General features: G+C 63.4%; 21 protein-coding genes. 17 read left to right on the top strand and 4 right to left on the bottom strand.

Translation table 11 applies throughout. The annotated features are described in order from the left end of the window. Positions 1-84: 84 nt before the first annotated feature. The 16 genes from hscB to AB5Y94_RS18465 all read left to right on the top strand — a co-directional run bounded on the left by hscB (position 85) and on the right by AB5Y94_RS18465 (position 15,836). Positions 85-603 carry a co-chaperone HscB gene (gene hscB / locus AB5Y94_RS18540; protein WP_017780043.1) on the top strand — a complete coding sequence of 173 codons (519 nt, stop codon included), beginning with the start codon at positions 85-87 and terminating at the stop codon, positions 601-603. 28 nt (positions 604-631) lie between these two features. After that, positions 632-2,479, top strand: a complete 1,848-nt coding sequence (hscA, locus tag AB5Y94_RS18535; protein ID WP_368206287.1) for a Fe-S protein assembly chaperone HscA — start codon at positions 632-634, stop codon at positions 2,477-2,479. A 1-nt stretch (position 2,480) separates the two neighbouring features. After that, positions 2,481-2,819 (top strand): ISC system 2Fe-2S type ferredoxin, encoded by a 339-nt coding sequence (gene fdx, locus AB5Y94_RS18530; RefSeq protein ID WP_010634296.1) that lies wholly within the window; start codon positions 2,481-2,483, stop codon positions 2,817-2,819. Positions 2,820-2,976: 157 nt separating this feature from the next. Beyond that, a complete protein-coding gene (gene pepB / locus AB5Y94_RS18525) occupies positions 2,977-4,281 on the top strand; it encodes an aminopeptidase PepB (protein WP_368206286.1) in 1,305 nt (434 codons plus the stop codon). Further along, positions 4,278-5,561 (top strand): aminopeptidase PepB, encoded by a 1,284-nt coding sequence (gene pepB, locus AB5Y94_RS18520; protein WP_005299784.1) that lies wholly within the window; start codon positions 4,278-4,280, stop codon positions 5,559-5,561. The genes pepB (AB5Y94_RS18525) and pepB (AB5Y94_RS18520) overlap by 4 nt, the downstream gene beginning before the upstream one ends. Before the next feature lie 272 nt (positions 5,562-5,833). Next, a complete protein-coding gene (gene ndk / locus AB5Y94_RS18515; protein WP_005299787.1) occupies positions 5,834-6,262 on the top strand; it encodes a nucleoside-diphosphate kinase in 429 nt (142 codons plus the stop codon). Between the two features lie 168 nt (positions 6,263-6,430). Then, positions 6,431-7,534 carry a bifunctional tRNA (adenosine(37)-C2)-methyltransferase TrmG/ribosomal RNA large subunit methyltransferase RlmN gene (locus AB5Y94_RS18510; protein ID WP_005299790.1) on the top strand — a complete coding sequence of 368 codons (1,104 nt, stop codon included), beginning with the start codon at positions 6,431-6,433 and terminating at the stop codon, positions 7,532-7,534. A gap of 12 nt (positions 7,535-7,546) precedes the next feature. Next, entirely contained in the window at positions 7,547-8,338 is a 792-nt protein-coding gene (gene tapF, locus AB5Y94_RS18505) for a PilW family type IVa pilus biogenesis/stability lipoprotein TapF (protein ID WP_017765910.1), read from the top strand. Next, on the top strand, positions 8,328-9,269 hold the full coding sequence (gene rodZ, locus AB5Y94_RS18500) for a cytoskeleton protein RodZ (protein WP_043170955.1): 942 nt from the start codon (positions 8,328-8,330) through the stop codon (positions 9,267-9,269). The genes tapF and rodZ overlap by 11 nt, the downstream gene beginning before the upstream one ends. 10 nt (positions 9,270-9,279) lie before the next feature. Next, positions 9,280-10,395 (top strand): flavodoxin-dependent (E)-4-hydroxy-3-methylbut-2-enyl-diphosphate synthase, encoded by a 1,116-nt coding sequence (ispG, locus tag AB5Y94_RS18495; RefSeq protein WP_010634291.1) that lies wholly within the window; start codon positions 9,280-9,282, stop codon positions 10,393-10,395. A 138-nt stretch (positions 10,396-10,533) separates the two neighbouring features. Then, positions 10,534-11,811: a histidine--tRNA ligase gene (gene hisS / locus AB5Y94_RS18490; protein WP_017765907.1), complete on the top strand. Its 1,278-nt coding sequence runs from the start codon at positions 10,534-10,536 to the stop codon at positions 11,809-11,811. Positions 11,812-11,814: 3 nt separating this feature from the next. After that, a complete protein-coding gene (locus tag AB5Y94_RS18485; RefSeq protein WP_010634289.1) occupies positions 11,815-12,465 on the top strand; it encodes a tetratricopeptide repeat protein in 651 nt (216 codons plus the stop codon). Continuing rightward, positions 12,458-13,642: an outer membrane protein assembly factor BamB gene (gene bamB / locus AB5Y94_RS18480; RefSeq protein WP_010634288.1), complete on the top strand. Its 1,185-nt coding sequence runs from the start codon at positions 12,458-12,460 to the stop codon at positions 13,640-13,642. The genes AB5Y94_RS18485 and bamB overlap by 8 nt, the downstream gene beginning before the upstream one ends. A 74-nt stretch (positions 13,643-13,716) precedes the next feature. Further along, positions 13,717-15,216, top strand: a complete 1,500-nt coding sequence (der, locus tag AB5Y94_RS18475; protein ID WP_005299803.1) for a ribosome biogenesis GTPase Der — start codon at positions 13,717-13,719, stop codon at positions 15,214-15,216. Positions 15,217-15,323: 107 nt separating this feature from the next. Next, positions 15,324-15,557, top strand: a complete 234-nt coding sequence (locus tag AB5Y94_RS18470) for a zinc ribbon domain-containing protein (RefSeq protein WP_010634287.1) — start codon at positions 15,324-15,326, stop codon at positions 15,555-15,557. Positions 15,558-15,647: 90 nt separating this feature from the next. Beyond that, the gene (locus AB5Y94_RS18465) at positions 15,648-15,836 is read left to right on the top strand and encodes a hypothetical protein (protein ID WP_017780036.1); all 189 of its coding nucleotides are present in this window, start codon (positions 15,648-15,650) and stop codon (positions 15,834-15,836) included. A 77-nt stretch (positions 15,837-15,913) separates the two neighbouring features. On the opposite strand, the gene mltF is transcribed toward AB5Y94_RS18465, so the two are convergent. Beyond that, the gene (gene mltF, locus AB5Y94_RS18460) at positions 15,914-17,404 is read right to left on the bottom strand and encodes a membrane-bound lytic murein transglycosylase MltF (protein ID WP_029305869.1); all 1,491 of its coding nucleotides are present in this window, start codon (positions 17,402-17,404) and stop codon (positions 15,914-15,916) included. Positions 17,405-17,553: 149 nt separating this feature from the next. Here mltF and purL point away from each other — a divergent pair, with 149 nt between their 5' ends. Then, positions 17,554-21,459 carry a phosphoribosylformylglycinamidine synthase gene (gene purL / locus AB5Y94_RS18455; RefSeq protein ID WP_368206285.1) on the top strand — a complete coding sequence of 1,302 codons (3,906 nt, stop codon included), beginning with the start codon at positions 17,554-17,556 and terminating at the stop codon, positions 21,457-21,459. 59 nt (positions 21,460-21,518) lie between these two features. Here purL and AB5Y94_RS18450 read toward each other — a convergent pair whose 3' ends face one another. The 3 genes from AB5Y94_RS18450 to AB5Y94_RS18440 are packed head-to-tail and all read right to left on the bottom strand — an operon-like array spanning position 21,519 to position 25,622. Further along, entirely contained in the window at positions 21,519-23,045 is a 1,527-nt protein-coding gene (locus AB5Y94_RS18450) for an HD domain-containing phosphohydrolase (protein WP_368206284.1), read from the bottom strand. Positions 23,046-23,061: 16 nt separating this feature from the next. Beyond that, the gene (locus tag AB5Y94_RS18445; RefSeq protein ID WP_368206283.1) at positions 23,062-24,495 is read right to left on the bottom strand and encodes an HD domain-containing phosphohydrolase; all 1,434 of its coding nucleotides are present in this window, start codon (positions 24,493-24,495) and stop codon (positions 23,062-23,064) included. Further along, positions 24,492-25,622 carry an FIST signal transduction protein gene (locus AB5Y94_RS18440; RefSeq protein WP_368206282.1) on the bottom strand — a complete coding sequence of 377 codons (1,131 nt, stop codon included), beginning with the start codon at positions 25,620-25,622 and terminating at the stop codon, positions 24,492-24,494. The genes AB5Y94_RS18445 and AB5Y94_RS18440 overlap by 4 nt, the downstream gene beginning before the upstream one ends. Positions 25,623-25,728: the final 106 nt, after the last annotated feature.

The following is a 25,728-nucleotide window of genomic DNA, read 5'->3' as shown; positions in this document are numbered from 1 at the left end:
GCCGGCCACGGCCAGTTCAACCACGCCGTCCCGTTTGCCGAGGGCGAGCAGGACGGCGGTCGCATCAGGGTCTAAGAGGTCTGCATGAATCATTTCGAGCTGTTTGGGCTGGTGGAAGGCTTCGAGCTCGATACCCGTCAGTTGGCGGATACCTACCGTCAGTTGCAAACCCAGTTCCATCCCGATCGTTTTGCCACGGCTCCCGAGCGGGAACAGCTGGCCGCGGTGCAACGTGCCGCCCAGATCAACGATGCCTTCACTACCCTCAAGGCGCCCCTGCGCCGAGCCGAGTACCTGCTCTCCCTGCGTGGTACCGATATCCGCGGCGAGCAGCAGACGCTGCAAGATCCCGCCTTCCTGATGCAGCAACTGGAGTGGCGCGAGCGGCTGGCCGATCTGAAAGGCGAAGCCGACCCTGAGCGGGCCATCAAGGATTTTCGCCAGGAGATCAGGCATGATCACCAGCAGTTGATGCAACAGCTGACCCTGAGCCTCGCCACCGGCGATGATCAGAAGGCCGCTGACTGCGTTCGCAAGCTCAAGTTTGTCGACAAGCTCCTCGAGGAGCTGGAACGATTCGAAGACTCCCTGTTCGAGTCTTGATCCTTTAACGCTGGAAGTTTGATTACCCATGGCATTACTGCAAATCGCCGAGCCCGGCCAGAGCGCCGCACCTCATCAGCACAAGCGTGCCGTCGGCATCGACCTTGGCACCACCAACTCGCTGGTCGCCGCCGTGCGCAGCGGTCAGGCCGACACCCTCTGCGACGAGCAGGGGCGTGATCTGCTGCCCTCCGTCGTGCATTACCAGGCCGATACCATCCGGGTCGGCTTCGATGCCAAGCGCGAGGCCGCCCTCGATCCCCACAACACCATCGTCTCCGCCAAGCGGATGATGGGCAAGGCGCTGGCCGACATCGATACCCGCCAGCAGCCCTACGAATTCGTGGCGGCCGACAACGGCATGCCGCAGCTGCAGACCCGTCAGGGGTTGGTCAACCCGGTGCAGGTCTCGGCCGAGATCCTGAAAAAACTGGCCGAGCGGGGCGCCGCCGCCCTCGGTGGCGATCTCGACGGCGTGGTGATCACAGTGCCCGCCTATTTCGACGACGCCCAGCGTCAGGGCACCAAGGATGCGGCCAGACTGGCCGGTCTGCACGTGCTGCGCCTGCTCAATGAACCGACCGCCGCCGCCATCGCCTATGGCCTCGACTCCGGTCAGGAAGGGGTGATCGCCGTCTATGACCTGGGGGGCGGTACCTTCGACATCTCCATTCTGCGTCTGCATCGCGGGGTGTTTGAGGTGATGGCCACTGGCGGCGACTCGGCCCTCGGTGGCGATGATTTCGACCACCTGCTGGCGGACTGGCTCAAAGAGCAAGCCGGGTTGTCCGGTCAGCTCGATGCCCGGACCCAGCGCGAGCTGCTGGACGCCGCCGCCGCTGTCAAGCACGGCTTGACCGATGCCGATACCGTTGCCTGCGCCTTTGCCGGCTGGCAGGGCTCTGTCACCCGTAGCCAGTTTGACCAGCTGATCCAGCCACTGGTCAAACGCACCCTGCTGGCCTGTCGCCGCGCCCTGCGCGATGCGGGTCTCGAACAGGAAGAGGTGCTGGAAGTGGTGATGGTCGGTGGCTCGACCCGGGTGCCGCTGGTGCGCGAGCTGGTGGGGGAGTTCTTCCAGCGCACGCCATTGACCAGTATCGACCCCGACAAGGTGGTGGCCATCGGTGCCGCCATCCAGGCCGACATCTTGGTGGGCAACAAGCCCGATGCCGAGATGCTGCTGCTGGACGTCATTCCGCTCTCCTTAGGGTTAGAAACCATGGGGGGCCTCGCCGAGAAGGTGATCCCGCGCAACACCACCATTCCGGTGGCCCGCGCTCAGGAGTTCACCACCTTCAAGGACGGCCAGACTGCGATGGCGATCCACGTGGTGCAGGGGGAGCGCGAGCTGGTGGCCGATTGCCGCTCCCTGGCCCGCTTCACCCTGACCGGCATTCCGCCCATGGCGGCGGGGGCGGCCCACATTCGCGTCACCTTCCAGGTGGATGCGGACGGTCTGCTGTCGGTCAGCGCCATGGAGAAATCCTCCGGCGTGCAGGCCGAGATCCAGGTCAAGCCCTCCTACGGGCTGGGGGAAGACGACATCCTCAGCATGCTGAGCGCCTCCATCGCCAATGCCCAGCAGGACATGGACGCCCGCATGCTGGCGGAGCAGCAGGTCGAGGCCGACCGGGTGGTCGAGAGCCTCAACGCCGCTCTGGCCGCCGATGGCGAAGCGCTGTTGAGCGCCGCCGAGCGGGCCGAGCTGGATGCTGCCATCGCCCATCTGCTGACCATGCGCAGCACGGGTACCACCAACCAGATCAAAGAGGCCATCGAGGCGGCGGACGCTGCCAGTGGCGAATTTGCAGCCCGCCGGATGGATGCCTCCATCCGCAAGGTGCTGACCGGACAAAACGTCAACAAGGTGTAATATGCCAAAACTGATTATTCTGCCCCATCCCGAGCTCTGTCCGGACGGCGCGGCCCTCGAAGGCACGACCGGTGAAACCATTCTGGACATCGCGCTGCGCAACGGCATCGAGATCGAGCACGCCTGCGAGAAGTCCTGCGCCTGCACCACCTGCCACTGTGTGGTGCGGGAAGGGTTCGACTCCCTCGAGCCGAGCGACGAGCTGGAAGACGACATGCTGGACAAGGCGTGGGGACTGGAGCCTGAATCCCGTCTCAGCTGCCAGGCCAGACTGGCGGACGAGGATCTGGTGGTGGAACTGCCCAAGTACACCCTGAATCTGGCGTCTGAGCGCCACTGATGACCCCTTAATTACACATGAGTGAATTGCGCGTGCAGCATCTCGTGGTGCAGTAATGATATGGTGAAGGCCGTGACCCTTGAGGGCGCGGCCTTTTTTGTGCCCGCGATCTCCCTATTCGTTGATGAAAGTGCCAATAAAAAGGAAGCAAGAGAACATGGCTGACATGATGAACGTACGGTTGTCTTCCCAGGCTGCCGCCGCCCACTGGGGCGAGGGTGCCCTGCTCAGTTTCAACGGCGACGAAGCCCATCTCCATCTGGGCAGCGGCGGCCAGGAGAAGGAGGCGCTGCGCGCCATCCAGCGCGGGGCCAGACGCCTCGAGTCGAGCGGCATCAAGCGCGTCAAGCTGGTGGGTGAGGGCTGGGATCGGGAGCGTCGCTACGCCTTCACCCAGGGCTTCTATGCCGCCAAGGGGGTGCGCGAGCTCGACTTTGGTGAGCAGAGCGACAAGGAAGCCGGCGAGCTGGCGGCCCTGCTCAAGGCGGCCCGCTGGGTGCGCGAGGTGACCAACGGCTGCCCGCAGGAGATCTATCCCATGAGCCTGGCGGAGTCCGCCCTGCTGCTCATTCGCAGCCTCGCCGGTGACAAGGTGACCGCCCGCATTACCGCCGGGGAGGCGCTGCAGGAGGCCGGTCACATCGGGATCTGGTCGGTGGGCCGTGGCAGCGAGCGCGAGCCGGTGCTGCTCGAGCTCGACTACAACCCGACCGGGGATGCCAACGCTCCCGTGCTGGCGGCCCTGGTGGGCAAGGGGATCACCTTCGATTCCGGCGGCTACTCCATGAAGTCCTCCGACAACATGCTGCCGATGAAATCCGACATGGGGGGCGCCGCCATGGTGACCGGCGCGCTGGCGCTGGCCATCAGCCGTGGCCTCGACAAACGGGTCAAGCTGATCCTCTGCTGCGCCGAGAACCTGGTCTCCGGCCACGCCTTCAAGCTCGGCGACATCCTCACCTATCGCAACGGTATCTCGGTCGAGATCCAGAACACCGACGCGGAAGGCCGTCTGGTGCTGGCCGATGGCCTGCTGGCCGCCAGCGAAAGCGGGGCAGCCTACATCCTCGACGCCGCTACCCTGACCGGCGCCGCCAAGACTGCGCTGGGTCGCGACTACAATGCCGTGTTTGCCCTCGATGAGGCTGAGCAGGCGCGCGCGCTGGCGGCCGCCAAAGCCGAAAACGAGCAGGCCTGGGCGCTGCCGCTGGAGCCCTGGCACGCGGGCCAGCTCACCTCTGCCTTTGCCGAGCTGGGCAACGTGGCATCCGCCGAAGGCACCGCCGGTGCCACCACGGCAGCCGCCTTCCTGTCGCGCTTCGTGCGCGATGAAGGCAAGGGTTGGGTACACCTGGACCTGGCCGCCTCCTATCAAAAATCGGGCAACGATCTGTGGGCGACCGGTGCCAAGGGCCACGGTCTGCGCACCATTGCCCGCTGGTTGCAGGAGGTGGGCGCATGAACGTCTGGTTGAGCCGAGAATTTGCGCCGACCGAGTGGGGGGAGGGGGCGCTGCTCTCTCACCGCGCCGATGGCATGGTGATCCATCTGGTGACCGCCACCCCCTTGCTGGACATCCAGCAGGCGGCGCGGCGCCTGTGCAGCCAGGGGATCCAGCAGGTGGTGCTGGCCGGTCACTGGGAGCGCGAGCAGCAGTGGGCCTTTGCCCAGGGGCTGCAGACACCCAAGGCGGAAGTGGCGCTGCAGTGGGCCACCTCGTCCGAGGAGGACAGAGAGGAGCTGGAGGCGCGCTGGCTGTGCGGGCGCTGGGTGCGGGAGATGACCAATGCCACCCCCGAGCAGCTGGGGCCGCTGGAGCTGGCGGTCGAAGCCGCCGCCTTCCTCACCGAGCTGGCCCCCGACAAGATCAGCCATCGCATCCTCAAAGGGGAAGCGCTGCAACAGGCGGGCTGGGTCGGTCTCTACCAGGTCGGTCGTGGCAGCGAGCGCGAGCCCGTGATGCTGGAGCTGGACTTCAATCCAGGCCGGGATCCCAAGGCCCCGGTGGCCGCGGCCCTGGTGGGCAAGGGGATCACCTTTGACTCTGGCGGCTACTCCATGAAGACCTCCCAGGGCATGCTGACCATGAAGCACGACATGGGGGGCGCCGCCATCGTCACCGGCGCGCTGGCGCTGGCCATCCTGCGCGGCCTCGACAAGCGGGTGAAGCTCATCCTCTGCTGCGCCGAGAACCTGGTCTCGGGTCACGCCTACAAGCTGGGTGACATCCTCACCTACAAGAACGGCACCACGGTGGAGATAGTCAACACCGACGCCGAGGGGCGCCTGGTGCTGGCCGACGGTCTGCAACTGGCCGGCGAATCCGGCGCGCCGCTGGTCATCGACGCCGCTACCCTGACCGGGGCGGCGGTGATGGCGCTGGGCGGACGCTACAACGCGCTGTTTGGCCTCGACAAGGGGCTGGTGAGCCGCGCTATGGCCTATGCGGATGCTGAGCAAGAGCCTGCCTGGCCGTTGCCGCTGGAGCCCTGGCACAGCCAGCAGTGTCCGTCCCACTATGCTGACACCGCCAACAGCCGCCCCGTGCCGGGCGGTGGCCCGGGCGGCGCCTCCAATGCGGCCGGCTTCCTCTCCCGCTTCGTGGGCAACGAAGGGCGAGGCTGGTTGCACGTGGATCTCGCTGCCTGCTTCAGCGACAACGGCGACAATCTGTGGGCACCGGGGGCCAATACCCTGGGGATGCGCACCATCGCCCACACCCTGCTGGCGGAAACCCGCTGAGAGAACCACATCAAGGGCACCTGCGGGTGCCCTTTCCCATATTGCAGAAGATGGGCAATAGCCAATGTTTCAGGGGATTAGCATGGTGATCGTGCGCAAGCGCACATTTTTTCCTGCCGGCCTGGGCCAAGATGAGTGGTGATGTTGTTTTAGGGATGGAATTGTTTAATAAAAAGTTGCTTTTCTGTGTGTTATTTCGGTTTTTGTTTACGTATAATCGCCGCCGAACATGGATTCTAACAATAAATCTCTGTAGTTAAGGAAAGATCTCAATGGCCATCGAACGTACCTTCTCCATCATCAAGCCGGACGCCGTCAGCAAGAACCTGATCGGTGCCATCTACAACCGTTTCGAGAGCGCTGGCCTGAAAGTCATCGCCGCCAAGATGCTGCACATGAGCAGCGAACAAGCCGCCGGTTTCTACGCCGAGCACCAGGGCAAGCCTTTCTATGACGGTCTGGTCAGCTTCATGACCTCCGGCCCCGTCATGATCCAGGTGCTGGAAGGCGAAGAAGCCATCCGTCGTCACCGTGAAATCATGGGCGCCACCAACCCGAAAGAGGCCCTGGCCGGCACCCTGCGCGCCTGCTACGCCGAGAGCATCGATCGCAACGCCGTGCACGGCTCCGATGCGCCGGCCTCTGCCGCTCGTGAAATCGCCTACTTCTTCTCTGACGCCGAGATCTGCCCGCGCGGTTGATTTTCGTCAGCAGAATCTCAAGGGAGCCTCGGCTCCCTTTTGTTTTTTGGTCATTCGGTCAATATCCCCTTATTCTCCAGGTGGAAAGCCGGACCCATAATTTGTACAATGCCGCCCCCTGACGTAGGTCAGCCGATAATTTATGAAGTGTGTGAGCTGAGGCCCTTGATGAGCGAAACAAAAACCAACCTGCTGGATCTCGATCGGGATGCCATGCGTGCCTTCTTCGTCGAACTGGGCGAGAAGCCGTTCCGGGCAGATCAGGTAATGAAGTGGATTTATCACTTTGGTTGTGATGATTTCGATCAGATGAACAACGTCAACAAGGTGCTGCGCGAGCGTCTCAAGGAAATCGCCGAGATCCGGGCGCCGGAAGTGAGCCGCGAACAGCGCTCCTCCGACGGCACCATCAAGTGGGCGCTGCAGGTTGGCGGCCAGGAGGTGGAGACCGTCTACATCCCCGAGGACGATCGGGCGACCCTGTGTGTCTCCTCCCAGGTGGGCTGCGCCCTGGAGTGCAAGTTCTGCTCCACCGCCCAGCAGGGCTTCAACCGCAACCTGAAAGTCTCCGAGATCATCGGTCAGGTGTGGCGCGCCGCCAAGATCGTCGGCGGCAAGCGTCCCATCACCAACGTGGTGATGATGGGCATGGGCGAGCCGCTGCTCAACCTTGCCAACGTGGTACCGGCCATGCGCCTGATGATGGATGACTACGGCTACGGCATCTCCAAGCGCCGGGTCACCATCTCCACCTCCGGCGTGGTGCCGGCACTGGACATGCTGGGCGACCAGATCGACGTGGCGCTGGCCATCTCCCTGCACGCTCCCAACGACAAACTGCGCTCCGAGATCATGCCGATCAACGACAAGTACAACATCGAGGCCTTCCTGGCCGGTGTGCGTCGCTACCTCGGCAAGTCCAACGCCAACGGCGGCCGGGTCACGGTGGAGTATGTGCTGCTCGATCACATCAATGACGACATGCAGCATGCCCACGAACTGGCCAAGGTGCTCAAGGACACCCCGAGCAAGATCAACCTGATCCCGTTCAACCCCTTCCCGGGCAACCCTTACGGCAAGCCGAGCAACAGTCGCATCGACCGTTTCTCCAAGGTACTGATGGAGTACGGCTTCACCGTCATCGTCCGCAAGACCCGTGGTGACGACATCGATGCCGCCTGCGGTCAGCTGGTGGGGGAGGTGATCGATCGCACCAAGCGCACCATGAAAAATCGGATGCAACAGGATGGGATTTCCGTCAAAATGGTTTAACTTGCTAAGCCATTGTATAGTCAGGGAATGGATACACGTACATTGATCGTAGTGGCAGCGCTCTGTGCGCTGCCAGGCTGTGTTACCGAGACCACTTACGCTGGCCAGAATTCCACCCAGCGTGAGGTCGGTCCCGACCTCAAGGCGGCAGCCCAGACCCGTCTGGATTTGGGCATCCAGTATCTGCAGCAGGGCAACGCCGAGCAGGCCAAGTTCAACCTTGATCGCGCCCTCCAGTACGACGCCGCCAATCCTCAGGTTTACATCGGTTTTGCCTACTTCTACCAGCAGGTGCAAGATTACAAGGCAGCCGAGGCCAGTTACCAGAAAGCCCTTGCCGTGGATCCGTCCAATGCTGACGCGATGAACAACTATGGCGCCTTCCTTTGCAATCGCGGTCGTTTCGACGAGGCTGAGAAAGCCTTCCTGCAGGCCGTCAGCCAGCCGAACTACATCAAGATCGCCGATACCTATGAAAACGCGGCACTTTGCGCCGCGCAAAATCGCAGAAATGATAAAGCAAGCGAGTACTATCGCTTGGCCTTGGGGTATAATCCCCGCAATCCAAGGTTATTGCTGGACATGGCGGAGCTTTCCATGAAAGATGGCAAGCTGCCTGATGTGCAGGCCTATCTCGCCCGTTTTGCCGATGTATCGGACGAGAACGAGAACAGTCTCTGGTTGAGATTGCGGCTGGCGCAGGCCATGGACAAACCGGCACTACTTCACCAATTCGGGACTGAGCTGGTAAGGCAATATCCCACTTCGCAACAAGCCAAGCGTTACTTAGCCAATGACTACTGAACAGCCACACGATTTCCAAGACGACTCCCAGGCAGTTGGCCCAGGCCAGCTGCTGCGCAACGCCCGTGAACAGCTCGGCTGGACGCGAGAACAGGTTGCGTCCCGCATTCACCTTCGTCTGACCCTGATTGCCGCGATTGAATCGGATACGTATGACAAACATACCTCCCATACCTTCATCCGCGGCTATCTGCGTACCTATGCCAAGCTGGTCGGCATTCCGGAAGAGACCATCTTGGCCGCTTATGACAAGCTGGGCCTGACACCGCCCGACAACATCGACATGCAGAGCTTCTCCCGCCGCTCCCGCCAGCAGGCCAATGACAGTCGCCTCAAGGTGGTGACCTGGCTGGTGATCCTGGTGCTGATCGCCCTCTCCGTCGTCTGGTGGTGGCAGAGCACGGCGCGTCGCTCCGCCGGTGACGAGGCCCTGGCCGCGACCGAAATGGGCGCAGCCCGCAACACCAATACTCCGAGCGCCACTCCGGCCGTCGATGTTGCCGAGCCTGTACTGGCTCCTGCCGCTTCCGCCGCCGCAGATGCTGCCGTAACCCCCGTGGTGAGCGATGCCGCTGCGACCACTCTGCCGGCGGATGCCAGCAGCGCCGTAGCGACCACCACTGCCGAGACGTCTGCCGCTGCCGCCACGCAACCGGCTGACGACACCGCCGCGAGCGAGCCTGCCAAGGTGCCCCAGCTCAAGATGAGCTTCACCGCCGACTGCTGGCTGGACGTCAAGGATGCCAATGGCAAGACCCTGTTCAGCGGCCTCAAGAAGGCCAATGACGAACTGGTACTGGAAGGACCCGAGCCGCTCAAATTCATCATTGGTGCGCCCATGGCCATCAATATCGAATACAAGGGCAAGTCCATCGACATGAGCCGTTACAACAACGGCCGGACTGCTCGCCTCTCACTGCCGCAGGAGTAATCTGTCCGCCATGTCCGCTCACGAATCTCCCATCATTCGTCGTAAATCCAGGCAGATCATGGTCGGCAACGTACCGGTCGGGGGCGATGCCCCCATCACGGTACAGACCATGACCAACACCAAGACCACGGACGTGGCCGCCACCGTCGAGCAGATCCAGCGGATCGAGCGGGTCGGCGCCGACATCGTCCGGGTCTCCGTCCCCACCATGGAGGCGGCGGAAGCGTTCAAGCTCATCAAGCAGCAGACCCGCATCCCCATCGTGGCCGACATCCACTTCGACTACCGCATCGCCCTCAAAGTGGCCGAATACGGCGCCGATTGCCTGCGCATCAACCCGGGCAACATCGGCAACGAGGAGCGGGTCCGCGCCGTGGTGGACTGTGCCCGCCACTACAACATCCCGATCCGCATCGGCGTCAACGGCGGCTCGCTGGAGCGGGACATCCAGGAAAAATATGGCGAACCCACCCCCGAGGCGCTGCTCGAGTCAGCCATGCGCCACGTGGACTATCTGGATCGCCTGAACTTCGACAATTTCAAGGTGAGCGTCAAGGCTTCCGACGTCTTCCTGGCGGTCGGCGCCTATCGCCTGCTGGCCAAGCAGATCGAGCAGCCGCTGCATCTGGGCATCACAGAAGCGGGCGGTTTTCGCGCCGGCGCGGTGAAGTCTGCCATCGGTCTTGGCATGCTGCTGAGCGAAGGCATCGGCGACACCCTGCGCATCTCGCTGGCGGCCGATCCGGTGGAAGAGATCAAGGTGGGCTTCGACATCCTCAAGTCCCTGCGCATCCGTTCCCGCGGCATCAACTTCATCGCCTGTCCCTCCTGCTCCCGCCAGGAGTTCGACGTCATCGGCACCGTCAATGCGCTGGAAGAGCGGCTCGAAGACATCATCACCCCGATGGATGTTTCCATCATCGGCTGCGTGGTGAACGGTCCGGGGGAGGCGCTGGTCTCCGATCTGGGCCTCGCCGGGGCGGCCAACAAGAGCGCCTTCTATGAAGGGGGCCAGCGGGTCGACCGGCTCGACAACAAGGATCTCATTCCGACCCTGGAGCGCCGCATTCGCGCCCGGGCCGCCATGCTGGATCCGGCCAACCAGATCCAGGTGGACGAGGGTTGAGCAACCAAGGGCCACTCAGGGTGGCCCTGTCTTTAGGTTGCTGATTTTACATCCCGCATTGGTACACCCTGATTTTACCTCGGGGTCGAAAATCCCTATAATGCGGCCAAATTTTACCTCTTTTTCTCGAGTATCAACGTGGCAAAACAGATCCAAGCTATTCGCGGTATGAATGATTGCCTGCCGGAGCAGAGCCCGGTATGGCAGAAAGTAGAACAGATCCTGCGCCAGGTCGTGGCCAGCTATGGCTACAGCGAAGTGCGCATGCCGATTGTCGAGCAGACCCATCTGTTCAAGCGCGCCATCGGTGAAGTGACCGACGTGGTCGAAAAAGAGATGTACACCTTTGAAGACCGCAACGGCGACAGCCTGAGCCTGCGTCCGGAAGGGACCGCCAGCTGCGTGCGTGCCGGTATCGAGCACGGTCTGCTTTACAACCAGGAACGCCGGATGTGGTACATGGGCCCCATGTTCCGTCACGAGCGTCCCCAGAAGGGCCGTTATCGCCAGTTCCACCAGTTCGGGGTCGAGCTGTTTGGCATCAACGGGCCGGACATCGATGCCGAGCTCATCATGCTGACTCACCGCCTGTGGCGTCTGTTCGGCATCAGCGAACACGTGACCCTGCAGCTCAACACCCTCGGTCAGAGTGCCGAACGTGCCGCCTACCGCGATGCGCTGGTCGCCTACCTGGAGCAGTACAAGAGCGAGCTGGACGAAGAGAGCCAGCGCCGCATGTACAGCAACCCGCTGCGGGTGCTCGACTCCAAGGACGAGAAGGTACAGGCCATCCTGGTGGGCGCGCCGCGTCTGTTTGATCACCTGGGCGAAGAGAGCCTGGCCCACTTCGAGGGGCTCAAGCGCCTGCTCGAGTCTGCCGGCATCAAGTACGAGGTGAACGAGCGTCTGGTGCGCGGCCTTGACTACTACAACCTCACCGTGTTCGAGTGGGTCACCAACAGCCTGGGTGCCCAGGGCACCGTCTGTGCCGGTGGCCGCTACGACGGTCTGGTGGAGCAGCTGGGCGGTCAGCCGACCCCGGCGGTGGGCTTTGCCATGGGCATGGAGCGTCTGGTGCTGATGCTGGAAACCCTCGAACTCAATGCCGACATCCGCCCGGCGGTGGATGTCTATCTCTGCATGGTGGGTGAGGGCACTGAACAGGCCGGTTTCCAGCTGGCCGAGCGGCTGCGCGATGCCCTGCCTGATTTACGCCTGATGAGCCACTGCGGCGGCGGCAATTTCAAGAAACAACTCAAGCGTGCCGACAAGAGCGGCGCGGCCATTGCCCTGATCCTTGGCGAGACCGAGGTGCAAAACGGGGAGATCACCATCAAATATCTGCGTGGCCAGGCCGAGCAACAGACCGTCACGGTCGACGCCGCCATTGCCCTGCTGGCAGCGAAAGGAGAGTAAGCTGTGGAAGTTTATACCACCGAAGAACAACAGGTTGAGGTCATCAAGAACTGGTGGAAAGAGAACGGAACCTCGGTGATCGCAGGAACTGTTATCGGTCTGGTTGGACTCTTTGGCTGGCGCTACTACAACGAGCATCAGCAGACCACCCAGGAAGCCGCCTCCCAGGCTTACAACGAGATGAGCGCCCAGCTGGCCAAGGGTGACGCGGCCGGCTTCGAGCAGGCACAAAGCTTCATCAGCGCCCACAAGGGCGACTCCTACGCCGAGCTGGCGGCGCTGCAACTGGCGGCAGCCGCGGTCAAGGCGGACAAGCTGGATCTGGCGGCCGAGCAGCTGACCCAGGTGGCTACCAGCGGTGACGAGAGCATTCGTCCCATCGCCGCCCTGCGTCTGGCCCGGGTGCTGAACGATCAGGGCAAGGCCGATGAAGCGCTGGCCCAGCTTGGCAAGATCAACAACGACGCCTTCAAGGCCCAGGTGGCCGAAGTGCGCGGCGACATCCTGCAAAAGCAGGGCAAGAGCGAAGAGGCTCGCGATGCCTATCAGGCGGCGGCCGATGCCGGCGGTCTGCAGAGCAGCGCCGAGCTCAAGCTGAAAATGGACGATTTGGCGTTGCCAGCGGTGACCACGGGTGAGGCTCCGGATGCGTAATCTGTTCAAGATGGTGGCGTTGGGGGCTGCGGTCTCCTTCGCCCTGCAGGGTTGCTCCCTGTTCAGTTCGGAAGAGGATCTCAACCCCATGGCTCCGCTGCCCAAGGTCGAGTCCGCGTTCACCGCCGATACCGCCTGGTCCTCCTCGGTGGGTGACGGTATCGGTGACTTCTACTCCCAGCTCAAGCCGGTGGTAGAAGAGGAGCGCATCTATGCGGCGGCCCGCGACGGTGATGTCACCGCCTTTGACCGCGAAAGCGGCAAGGAGCTGTGGAGCGTCGATCTGGCGGATCTGCCAATCAACGCCGACAAGCGCAGCGCCCGCCTCTCCGGTGGCCTGGTTTCCCGCTACGGCAAGCTGTTCCTGGGCTCCGAGAACGGGGTGGTCTACGCCCTGAACGAAGAGAACGGGGAAGTGCTGTGGCAGACCACGGTACCGGGTGAAGTGGTGGCGAGCCCCGCCGTCGAGGATGGCCGGGTGGTGGTACTGACCACCTCGGGTCGCCTGGTGGCGCTTGATACCGACGAGGGCAAGCTGCAGTGGACCTTGGCGGAAGAGCAGCCGCCGCTGACCCTGCGCAGCGCCGGTGCCCCCATCATCACCAACGGCGCCGTGCTGTACGGCCGCGCCGATGGCAAGGTGGGCATCGCCCTGCTGAGCAACGGCCAGCCGGTGCGCCAGTCCAAGGTGGCCGACCCGCGCGGCGCCACCGAGCTCGACCGCATGGTGGACGTGGATGCCACGCCGCTCATCGCCGGCGATGAGCTCTATGCCATCGCGTATAATGGCCAGTTGATGGCGCGCAAGCTGATGAGCGGCGACGAAGTGTGGAAGCGCAAGTATTCCGGCTACCGCGACATGGCGGTGACCGGCAATGCCATCGTGCTGACCGACAGCCGCAGCCATCTGTTTGCGGTCGACCGTCGCAACGGTCTCGAGCTGTGGTCCAACACCCAGCTGGAAAACCGCACCGTGACCGCCCCCGTCATCATGGGTGACTATGTGGTGGTCGGCGATGTGGAAGGTTACCTGTATTGGCTGGATCGGACCGACGGGTCCATCAAGGCCATGCAGCAGCTCGACAGCAGTGGTCTGTACGCCGCCCCCCTGGTGGACGGTGACACCCTGTATGTGCAGAGCCGTGGCGGCAAGCTGTACGCTGTCAAGCGTCCCTGATCGCCCGATAATGTGAATATCCGGCTCCTGGTCTTCGGACCCGGAGCCTTTGTCGTCTTGAGAATGAGGCTTTTATGACTCCTGTAGTAGCCCTGGTGGGCCGCCCCAACGTGGGGAAATCCACCCTGTTTAACCGCCTGACCCGTACCCGGGACGCCCTGGTGGCCGACTTCCCCGGTCTGACCCGGGACCGCAAATATGGCCAGGCGAAGCTGGGCGAGCTGGAATTTATCGTGGTGGATACCGGTGGTATCGACGGCACCGAAGAGGGGATCGAGCTGAAGATGGCCGAGCAGTCCCTGCTGGCCATCGAAGAGGCCGATGTGGTGCTGTTCATGGTGGATGCGCGCGCCGGTCTGACCGCGGCGGATCAGGCCATCGCCGAGCACCTGCGCAAGACCCACAAGAAGGTGTTTCTGGTGGCCAACAAGACCGACGGCATCGACGGTGACTCCGCCGTCTCCGAGTTCTACGGTCTGGCCCTGGGCGAGGTCTACCAGATGGCGGCCGCCCACGGTCGCGGCGTATTGAGCCTGCTGGAGCTGGCGCTGGCCCCCCATCTGGAGACCCTGGTCGAAGCCGCCGGCGAAGAAGCCGAGCTGGATGAAGAAGAGGAAGACTTCGACGAAGAGGCCCTGCTGCGCATGGTGGCCGCCGGTGAACTCGACACCAAGGAAGACACCAAGGAGACCCCGTTCGCCGACCTGCCCATCAAGTTCGCCATCGTCGGTCGCCCCAACGTCGGCAAGTCGACCCTGACCAACCGCATGCTGGGTGAAGATCGGGTCATCGTCTATGACATGCCGGGCACCACCCGCGACTCCGTCTACATCCCGATGGAACGCGACGAGCAGAAGTACGTCATCATCGACACCGCCGGCGTGCGTCGTCGCGGCAAGGTGCACGAGACGGTGGAGAAGTTCTCCGTCATCAAGACCCTCAAGGCGATTGAAGATGCCAACGTCTGCCTGCTGGTGATCGACGCCCAGGAGACCATCACCGATCAGGATCTCAGCATCCTCGGTTTCGTGCTCAACACCGGCCGCTCCGTGGTGCTGGTAGTGAACAAGTGGGACGGTCTGGATCAGAAGGTGAAAGAGGACGTCAAGAACGAGCTCGATCGTCGTCTGGGCTTCATCGACTTCGCCCGCGTGCACTTCATCTCCGCCCTGCACGGCAGCGGCGTCGGCCACCTGTTCGAATCCATCCAGGAGGCCTACCAGTCCGCCACCCGCCGTACCAGCACCGCCATGCTGACCCGCATCATGCAGATGGCGCAGGAAGACCACCAGCCGCCCATGGTGAACGGTCGCCGGGTCAAGCTGAAGTACGCCCACGCCGGTGGCTACAACCCGCCGCGCATCGTGATCCACGGCAACCAGCTCAACGACCTGCCGGACTCCTACAAGCGCTACCTCATCAACTACTTCCGCAAGTCGTTGAAGATCATGGGGACGCCGGTTCGAGTCGAGTTCCAGGAGTCGGTCAACCCGTTCGAGGGCAAGAAGAACACCCTGACCCTGAGCCAGGAGCGCCAGCGCAAGCGCCTGCTCAAGGCCAAAGCCAAGAAATAAGGCCCAGCGGCTGCCCTCACCGGCAGCCGTTTTTCTAGTGGTCTTGAAGGGGAGGGGAATGTGCAGTGGGGCCGCCCAGTGCACATTCACTTTGCAAGGAGCCAACCATGAGTCAACTTGTCTGCCCTGCCTGCCAGGGCGAGCTGGACAGCCGCAGCCGTGAGACCACCTGTGGTCAATGCCAGGCCCGTTACCAGATCCGGGCGCTCTGCCCGACCTGCCGGCAGGAGCTGGAGCGGCTCAAGGCCTGCGGCGCGGTGGATTACTTCTGCAACCACTGCAACAGCCTGGTGTCGAAGCGGGCGGTGCTCTTCGAAGTGAGCCCGCTGACGGAAAATTGAGGCAATAAAAAACCCGGCGAATGCCGGGTTTATGCTGTGTGCTCTGCTATCAGCAAGGTGAAGGAGCGGTTTCGGCGCCATATCTTGCGTTTGATCTCGTTGAGCTTGAGCTTGCGTCTGGGGCTCCAGCCGCACCTTGTCTTCTTGACCAGTGTCGTTCTTCTGCGAGCTCGCATCTTGGTCTCCTCCCATGGGGTGGCCATCCCGGCCTTGGGTGATGATGGGAGCCTATCTGAAAGTGCTGTCATCCGAGTGCAAGTGGATGAAATAGCGCGATAAAAACAGATTCGGATAGGCTCCGGTGTGGTCGGATGGTAACAGAGAAACCACCCGAAAAACAAACCTGTCAACAGGGATCAGCGCAGGGTGATCTGCTTGACCACTTCGGCAATGACGGTGGGACGTTCGGCACTGGTCGGCTCGCTGCTGTCATCCTCATCCAGCTCTTCGCGGCGATGGGCTTTCTGCTGCTCGTTGTCGAGCCAGAGCAGGCTCTGGTAGTACTGGCGCACGTTGTTGACGTAGTTGCGCGCCTCGCCGCCGCGGGCATAGCCGTAGCGCACCTTGCGGTGCCAGCGCGACTGCTGCAGCAGCGGCAGCACCTCTTTCACGTCGCTCCAGGCGTCCGGGTTCTTGCCGAGCTCCTTGGTCAGGCGGCGGGCATCCATCATGTGGCCGTAGCCGATGTTGTAGGCGGTGAGGGCAAACCACACCTTCTCGTCATCGGGCACCGAGGCGGGCACCTTCGCCATCATCTGCTCGAGATAACGGGCGCCCCCCTTGATGCTCTCCTCCGGGTGCAGCCGGTTGTTGACCCCCATCGCCTTGGCGGTGGGCTCGGTCAGCATCATCATGCCACGCACCCCTGTGTAGGAGCGCGCCTCCGGATCCCAGTGGGACTCCTGATAGCTGATGGCGGCCAGCAGGCGCCAGTCCACCAGCTTGGCGTGGGTCTTGAACAGATCCTGGTACTTGGGCAGCAGGCTCTTGGCCCGCTGCAGGAAGGTGCGGGTGTCGACGAAGTCGAAATTCTGCACGTGGCCAAAGTACTTCTCGTCGAGCTTGGCGATGGCGCCATCCATGAAGCGCTGGCCGAAGAAGTCGATGATGCTGGCGTAGAGGCTGTCGTCCGGCAGCTTGGTCATGGCCCAGGCCACGGTCTGGTTCTTGGCCAGCGTCATCCCCTCGGTGAGTTCGGGGTAGTAGCGCTGGGTACGGGCCAGCACGGTATCCTGCACCACCGTGTAGTCAATCTTGCCGTCGGCCACCTGCTTGAGCAGCTCCTCCACGTCGGCGTCCCGGTTGGTGCTCCACTTGAGGTTGGGGTGCTGCTTGGCCAGCTCCTTGAGCAGATCCTCCCCGGTGGAGCCGGCAGGCACCACTATGTTGCCCTTGAGATCGCCGATGTCCCTGGGCTTGGGGGAGCCGTTGCGATAGACCAGCTTGGGCGAGACTTGGTAGAAGCCGGGGCCGAAGCGAAACAGCTGGCGCCGCTCCGGGGTGATGACGATGGCGGCCGCGGCCAGATCGAGCTTGCCCTTCTTGAGCAGATCCACCAGCTCGGCGGTGGAGTAGACAGGCACTATGGTCAGCTTGACCCCCAGCCAGTCGGCATAGCTTCTCGCCAGCTCGTAATCGAACCCCTGGGCGGTGTCGTCACGCTGGTAATAAGAGGTGGGGCCGTAGATGGTGCCAACCCGGATCTCGCCCCGCTGGCGGATCTGCTCCAGCTGGCTGGAGGGGGTGTAGAAGTCGCAACCGACCAGGGTCAGCAGCAGCATCAGCCCGATAAACAGTCGAAAAATGCAGCGCAAGTAGGTGAGTACCCTTGTTGAAAAAATCGGCATTTGTCAAAAAAGAGGCACCTTTATACCAGAGAGTGTGGACCGAGTCACACTTGGCAAAACAAGAAAAACGTTTGTCCGCCGTCGGCCTGATCCCTATAATACGCGCGTCTCAATTCCCCCCCACTTCAACACTTGGTGAGAAAGGTCATATGGATATCTTGCGTGGTGCCCCCGCACTGTCTGAGTTTCGTGTCCAAAAACTGCTGCAACGCTTCGCGCAGATGAAACAGGAGAGAGGAGTAGAGATAGAGGATGTCTATGCCGAATATGTGCACTTCGCCGAGCTCTCGAGCCCGCTGTCGCCCCCGGAGCGAGCGACCTTGGGCCAGCTCCTGCGCTACGGCCCGACCATCCCCGAACACACCCCCAGCGGTCAGCTGTTTCTCGTTACCCCCCGCCCCGGCACTATCTCCCCCTGGTCTTCCAAAGCAACCGACATCGCCCACAACTGCGGCCTGACCCAGGTCAAGCGGCTCGAGCGCGGCATCGCCTATTACGTGCAGGCCAAGGGTGAGCTGAGCGCCGCCCAGCGCGCCGACGTGGCCGCCGTGCTGCACGACCGCATGATGGAGACGGTGTTTGGCGAGATGAACGAGGCCGCCGCCCTGTTTGCCCATCAGGAGCCGCGCCCCTTCACCCAGGTGGATGTGCTGGCCGGTGGCCGCGCCGCCCTGGCCGAGGCCAACGTGGCACTGGGTCTGGCGCTGGCCGACGACGAAATCGACTATCTGGTGGAGAACTTCACCCGGCTGGGTCGCAATCCCAACGACATCGAGCTCTACATGTTTGCCCAGGCAAACTCCGAGCACTGCCGCCACAAGATCTTCAACGCCGACTGGACCATCGACGGTGAGCAGCAGCCCAAGTCGCTGTTCAAGATGATCAAGAACACCTTCGAGCAGACGCCGGATCATGTCCTGTCTGCCTATAAAGACAACGCCGCCGTGATGGAAGGGAGCCAGGGTGGCCGCTTCTTCCCGAGCCCCGCCAACGGCGAATATCAGTACCACCAGGAGCAGGTCGACATCCTGATGAAGGTGGAGACCCACAACCACCCAACCGCCATCTCTCCCTTCCCCGGCGCCGCCACCGGCTCCGGCGGCGAAATCCGCGACGAGGGTGCGACAGGCCGTGGCGCCAAGCCCAAGGCGGGCCTGGTGGGCTTCTCCGTCTCCAACCTGCGCATCCCCGGTTTCGAACAGCCCTGGGAGCAGGATTTCGGCAAGCCGAGCCGCATCGTCAGCGCCTTTGACATCATGCAGGAGGGGCCGCTTGGCGGGGCTGCCTTCAACAACGAGTTCGGCCGTCCGGCCATTCTCGGTTACTTCCGTACCTTCGAAGAGGAGGTGCCGAGCCACAACGGCGTCGAGGTGCGTGGCTACCACAAACCCATCATGTTGGCGGGCGGCATCGGCAACATCCGAAGCGAACACGTCCAGAAAGGGGAGATCCCGGTGGGGGCTGCCCTCATCGTGTTGGGTGGCCCGGCCATGAACATCGGTCTGGGCGGCGGCGCCGCATCCTCCATGGCCTCCGGTCAGTCGGCCGAGGACCTCGACTTTGCCTCGGTGCAGCGTGACAACCCCGAGATGGAGCGCCGCTGCCAGGAGGTGATCGATCGCTGCTGGCAGCTGGGGGACGACAACCCCATCGTCTTCATTCACGACGTGGGTGCTGGTGGCCTCTCCAACGCCATGCCGGAGCTGGTGAGCGACGGCGATCGCGGTGGTCGTTTCGACCTGCGCGCCATTCCGAACGACGAGCCGGGCATGAGCCCGCTGGAGATCTGGTGCAACGAATCCCAGGAGCGTTACGTACTGGCGGTGGCCAAAGAGAAGCTGCCGCTGTTCAAGGCGCTGTGCGAGCGTGAGCGTGCACCCTATGCCGTCATCGGCAGCGCTACCGAAGAGAAACACCTGACCCTCTCCGACCAGCACTTTGACAACCACCCCATCGATCTGCCGCTCGATGTGCTGCTGGGCAAGACCCCCAAGATGCACCGCGACGTAGCGAGCCTGCCGGCCCAGGGCAAGGCACTGCAACTGGATGGCATCACCCTCGGCGACGCCGCCGAGCGGGTGTTGCGTCTGCCGACCGTGGCGGAGAAATCCTTCCTCATCACCATCGGCGATCGCACCGTGACGGGCCTGGTCAATCGCGACCAGATGGTCGGCCCCTGGCAGATCCCGGTGGCCGATTGCGCCGTCACCGCCGCCACCTACGACAGCTACCACGGCGAAGCCATGTCCATGGGCGAGCGTACCCCGGTGGCGCTGCTCTCCCACGCGGCTTCTGCCCGTATGGCGGTGGCCGAAGCGCTCACCAACCTGGCACCGGCCCATATCGGTTCGCTCAAGCGGGTCAAGCTCTCCGCCAACTGGATGGCCGCCGCCGGTCACCCGGGTGAAGATGCCGGTCTCTACGAGGCGGTCAAGGCGGTGGGCGAGGAGCTCTGCCCGGCCCTTGGCATCACCATTCCGGTGGGCAAGGACTCCATGTCCATGAAGACCCGATGGCAGCAGGATGGCGAGTCGCGATGCGTCACCTCGCCGCTCTCCCTGCTTATCTCGGCGTTTGCCCGGGTCGAAGACGTACGCAATACCGTCACGCCGCAACTGCGCACCGATCTCGGTGAAACCGACCTGATCCTCATCGACCTTGGCAACGGCAAGCAGCGCCTTGGCGCCTCCGCCCTGGCCCAGGTCTATCGCCAGCTGGGTGACAAGGCTCCGGATCTGGACAACCCGGTTCAGCTCAAGGGCTTCTTCAACGCCATCCAGGCGCTGGTGGCCGATCGCAAGCTGATTGCTTACCACGACCGCTCCGACGGTGGCCTCTTCATCACCCTGGTGGAGATGGCCTTCGCCGGTCACTGCGGCCTCGACCTGCAACTGGATCGCGTCGGTGGCGACCTGCTGCCGGCCCTGTTCAACGAGGAGCTGGGTGCCGTCATCCAGGTGCGCCGTGAAGAGAAGGAAGCGGTGATGACCCTGTTGGCCGGCCATGGTCTGGCAGCCTGCTCCCACGTGCTTGGCACGGTGCGTGAGGGGGACCTCATCACCCTGCAACGGGCCGGTGAAGAGGTTTATCGCGCCAGCCGCACTGCCCTTCGCACTATCTGGGGCGAGACCAGCTGGCAGATGCAGCGCCTGCGCGATAACCCTGAGTGCGCGGATCAGGAGCACGCCGCCCGTCAGGATGCCACCGATCCGGGCCTGCAGGCCAAGCTGACCTACAACCCGTCCGACGATGTGGCCGCGCCCTATATCGCCAAGGGGGCCTCGCCACGTCTGGCGGTGCTGCGCGAGCAGGGGGTCAACTCCCACGTGGAGATGGCGGCGGCGTTTGACCGCGCCGGCTTCACCGCGGTCGACGTGCATATGAGCGATATCCTCGAAGGCCGTATCAAGCTGGAGCAGTTCCAAACCCTGGTGGCCTGTGGGGGCTTCTCCTACGGCGACGTGCTGGGGGCGGGCGAGGGCTGGGCCAAGTCCATCCTGTTCAACGAGGGCGCTCGCGAGCAGTTCCAGCGCTTCTTCGAGCGTGGCGATACTCTCTCCTTGGGTGTCTGCAACGGTTGCCAGATGATGTCCAACCTGCGCGAGCTCATCCCGGGCGCCGATCTGTGGCCGCGCTTCGTGCGCAACCGCTCCGAGCGCTTCGAGGCCCGCTTCAGCCTGGTCGAGGTGCAGGAGTCACCCTCTGCCTTCTTCGCAGGCATGGCAGGCTCCATGATGCCGATCGCCGTCTCCCACGGGGAGGGACGGGTGGAGGTGCGCGATGCCGCCCACCTGGCGGCGTTGCAAGCCAGCGGCCTGGTGGGGCTGCGTTTCGTGGATAACCGTGGTCAGGTGACCGAGCAGTACCCGGCCAACCCGAACGGCTCGCCGGACGGCATCACCGCCGTGACCACCACGGATGGTCGCGCCACCATCATGATGCCGCACCCGGAGCGAGTGTTCCGCACCGTCGCCAACTCCTGGCACCCGGACAACTGGGGCGAGGATGGCGCCTGGATGCGGATGTTCCGCAATGCCCGGGTTCGTCTGGGCTAAGCCTGCGACGCAAACAAAAACCGGCCCTTGTGGCCGGTTTTTTTATGGTGACGTTCCCGCTAGGGGCGGCCGTGACCCAGTTCGTGGGGGATGAAGTCACCGCGATCGAGAATGCGCAGGCAGGCGTCCACGACGGCTTCATCCAGCCGGGTGCCGCGCAGCTGGATGATATGGGCCCTGGCCTGGGGAATGCCGAGGGCGGCGCGGTAGGGGCGATCGGATGACATGGATTCCACTATGTCGGCCACCGTGAGGATGCGGGCCTCCAGCAGGATCTGCTCGCCCTTGAGCCCGGCCGGGTAGCCGGAGCCGTCGATGTACTCGTGGTGCTGGTGGATCATCTGGGCGATGGGCCAGGGCAGGGCGATGTCCTTGAGCACCTGATAGCCGGCGCCCGGGTGCTCCTTGACCAGGTTGAACTCCTGGGGCGTGAGCCGCCCCGGCTTGGTGAGGATGTCGACCGGCACCTGGATCTTGCCGATGTCGTGCACCATGGCCCCCAGATAGAGTCCCCGCAACCGCTTCTCATCGAGCTTCAGCTCGCGACCGATGGCCAGCGCCAGGGTAGCGACGTGCTTCTGGTGGCCGGCGGTGTAGGGATCGCGCTGCTCCAGCACGGCGGCAATGGCACCGAGGGCATCTTCCAGCGCCAGCTCCAGCTGACGGGCATGCAGCATCTTGTCGCGCTGGGCGGTGAGGTAGGCCTGCTGGGTGCTGCGGGCCTGCAGGCCATAGGCAAGGTAGTCCGCCAGCTGGCTGAAGAGGTGCACCTCCTCGTCGGTGAAGGGGCGGGCCTGCTCGCTGTGAATGAGCAGGCCGCCACGCCCGCCGGTGTGCCACTGCAGCGGCAGCAGCAGGCGGGCGCGCAGGGTGGCCGAATGATGTACCAGCTCGCAGGGGAGCGCCTCGTTGCACGGCATCTCTGTGCTGATGGCCTGGTGCAGGGCGGGATCCCGGGTCAGCCACTCGTCGCTGGCAAACCAGGTTGCGTTGCCCGCCTGCGCCAGCACCTGCAGGGTGTGCTGGTCAGGTTTTTCCTGCAGCACGGTCACGAGGGGGAAACGGCCATCGAAGGTGATGGCGTCGCAGATCTCCTGCAGCAGCGTCTGCTCGTCGTCCGGCCTGAGCATGGCGTGATGGGCGCGGCCGATAGCCTCCAGGGTCCAGGTGTACTGTTGCAGCCGCTCCTGCTGCTGCTTCTTCTCGGTGATGTCATCGAAGAAGACCCCGACGCCGACCACCTGACCCAGCTCGTCGTGCAGGGGAAACTTGGTGGTGCTGAGCCAGCGGGCCTCGCCTCCCTTGAGATAAGGCTCCTCGTGGCGCTGGGTGGTGCCGCTGGTCATGACCCTGAGATCGTCGTCCCGATAGCGCTGGGCCAGCTCGGCCGGGAAGAAGTCGGCATCGCACTTGCCGACCAGTTCGGCCGGGCTGAGAGCGAGATCGTCTGCCAGCAGCCGGTTGCAGGCGATGAAGAGGGAGCGGGTATCCTTGAGCAGCACCCGGTAGGGCAACTGATCCATCACCTGGCCAAGCAGGGCGGCCGTGGGCTGCGGGGTAAAGGGCGGTGTGGGTCTTGAACTCATCGTCATCCAGCCTCGGTCAAAGGGGGGCGAAGCGGTAGCCTGCCTGCCAGACGGCGAAGCAGGCGCTGACCACCTGTTCGTCGTAGTGGACACCGGCATAGCGGGTCAGCTCGGCGAAGGCATCGGTGAAGGAGAGGGCCCGCCGAAACGGACGGTGGGCGGTCATGGCCGCCAGGGAGTCGGCCACCCGGATGATGCGCGCCTCCAGGCAGATAGCATCCCCCTGCAATCCCTGCGGATAGCCACTGCCGTCCATGTTCTCATGGTGCTGCTGCACTATGGTGGCGATGGGCCAGGGGAAGTCTATCTGCTGCAAAATTTCACAGCCCGCCTGCGGGTGCAGCTTGATGAGCTCGAACTCCACCTCCCGCAATTCGCGGGGGCGGGTGAGGATCTCCGCCGGGATCTGCAGCAGGCCGATGTTGTGCACCATGGCGGCGAGGCCCAGTCCATCCAGCCGCTCTTGCGCGAGTTGCAGATGCTGGCCGATGGCCAGCGCCAGATCGTGCACGCGCCGTTCGTGGCCCGCGGTGCTGGGATCCTTGTGGGCGATGGCGGAGGAGAGCGCCGCTATGGTCTGGAACAGCAGGGTGCGCTGCTGCTGCTCACTCTCCTTGATATGGGTGATGTCGACCAGCGCACCTATGATGCCGGCCACCTCGCCCTGATGGTCGTAGAAGAGATCCTTGAAGTTGAGCACCTGATAGCGGCGGCCCTCCCGGTCAAACAGGGTGTGCTCGAAATATTGCGGCTGCCTGCTGCGCAGCACTTCCTGGTCGCGCTGGGTGTATTCGTCGGCCATCTCGGGGGGGAGGAGCTCGTCCACCCGCTTGCCCTGCAGCTCGGCCTTGCTGATGCCGGTGATCTGGGTGAAGGTCGGGTTGCAGCTGATGAAACGCCCCTCGACATCCTTGTAGAACACCGGGATGGGGATTGCCCTTAACAGGGATTCGTTGAAGCGCTGCATGTCGACCAGCTCCGCCTGCTGGCGCAGGGCCAGCTGCTCGCTGTCCCGGCACAGCTGGATGGCGCGGGACAGGTTGCCGAGAATGGGGCTGAACAGGTGACAGAGCCGCTCCCCCTGCTGCTCCGGGTTGGGGGAGAGCAGCAGCATCAGATAGCCCCCCTCGATCCGCAGCCGGTAGGCAAAGGGGTAGGGGCGTGCAGCGGGCAGCGGCAGCGGGGCGCGCAGGATGCACTGCTCGCCGGCGCCGACCCAGTGGGGCAGCGCGAGCGGCTCTCCCTGATGGCGGACCAGCTGCTCATCCCCGATCGCCTTGATGATCTTGTACTCACCCTGCGGCAACTGCTGCAGCACCAGCCCGACCGGGCAGGCACAGTGAAACAGAAAACGCTGCAGCACCTTGGTCAACAGGGCGTCCAGAGTGACCTCGCGACCGATGCAGAGAGCAAGATCGCAGACGATGGTCATGGCGTGGTCGTTGTTCATCGTCGTCCCTCCCCGTTGCAGAGAATGGCGCCGTTGTGAAACAGCGGATACTCCCCCGGCCGCAGGCTGCCAATCTCGCCAAGGGAGAGGGCGCCCACCAGATCGTGGGCACCGCTGTGGCTGAAGAGGGTCTTCAGCTCCAGCGTGCTCTGCTCGCCGAAGTGCTGCTGACGGCCGGCGCAGTAGTAGATCTCGAGGCGCTCGGGGGCGCCGTGCCGGCTCAGCTTTTCGGCCAGCTCGATGGCGTGGGCGGTCGGGCTCTGCGGCGCCTTGAGCAGGGTGAGGATGCTGTGATCCGGCACCTCCCCGACGCAGAGCAGAGCCCCCTCGTCGGTGACGGCGACCGGGATGCGCACGATGACGTCGCCGTTGGCCCGCAGCAGCCCGAGCGGCAGGTGGACACCGTACTGGTAGAACTGATCCGGCGTCAGGCGCTGTTGGAACTGTTGCTGGACCAGGGACTGGTAGCGACTGAAGGCCGGCTCCCAGTCGATGAAGGCAATCTTGTTGCCCTCGCTGCTGGTGGCCAGCATGGGCTGGGCGGTGAGCTGATAGCCGTGCTCGAGCAGCGGGTAGCTGTGGTGGGGCAGCAGGGTGCAGCAGACCGCCTGCGCCAGCAATCTGTGGTTGTCGAACAGGCAGGGCATGGGGCGGAACTGGCCGCTGCCGGCATTGACGCCGGCATAATTGACCCTGTCCGCGAGATGCAGATAGATCCCCTCGAGGAGGGAGGCGATGTTGGGGATCATGGCATCAAAGGTCAGAAAGAGGGTCGGTACGCCTGCGGCTTCTGGCCACTGCGCAAGCTGGGGGAGCAGCGCATCGCAAAGGGTGCTGACTTGCAGGTCTGTGCTGGCGGCGGGATCGAGCGGGATGAGCAGGGGGGCGTGGGAAGCCGGGCGCGGCAGCAGCCAGGCACCGTGCTCATGAAAGCCGTGGCGGCTGATGAGGCGGGGAAAGAGTGCGCCGCTGAGCCGAATATCGAGCCGCCGGCACTGCTGCTGCAACTCGGCCACGTGCCCGGCATCCTGCTCGGCCAGCAAGACATCGAGCCGCTCCCCGCGATAGGGCTGCAGTGCATCGGCCAGTGGCTGCGTATCGAATGAAAGAAAAGCGGGCTGCATCATCCCTCGGAACTCCTTTCCTGCCAATGGCCAATATATCAGCAAGGGGGGCGAGGTGGATACCCGGTCGTGTCCGATAAGCGCTTATAAGCCGTTATAAAGGCAGATA

The sequence above is a fragment of the Aeromonas sp. s5 genome (assembly GCF_040907865.1).
Classification (GTDB): domain Bacteria; phylum Pseudomonadota; class Gammaproteobacteria; order Enterobacterales; family Aeromonadaceae; genus Aeromonas; species Aeromonas dhakensis.
This window is presented reverse-complemented; position numbering and strand designations above follow the sequence as displayed.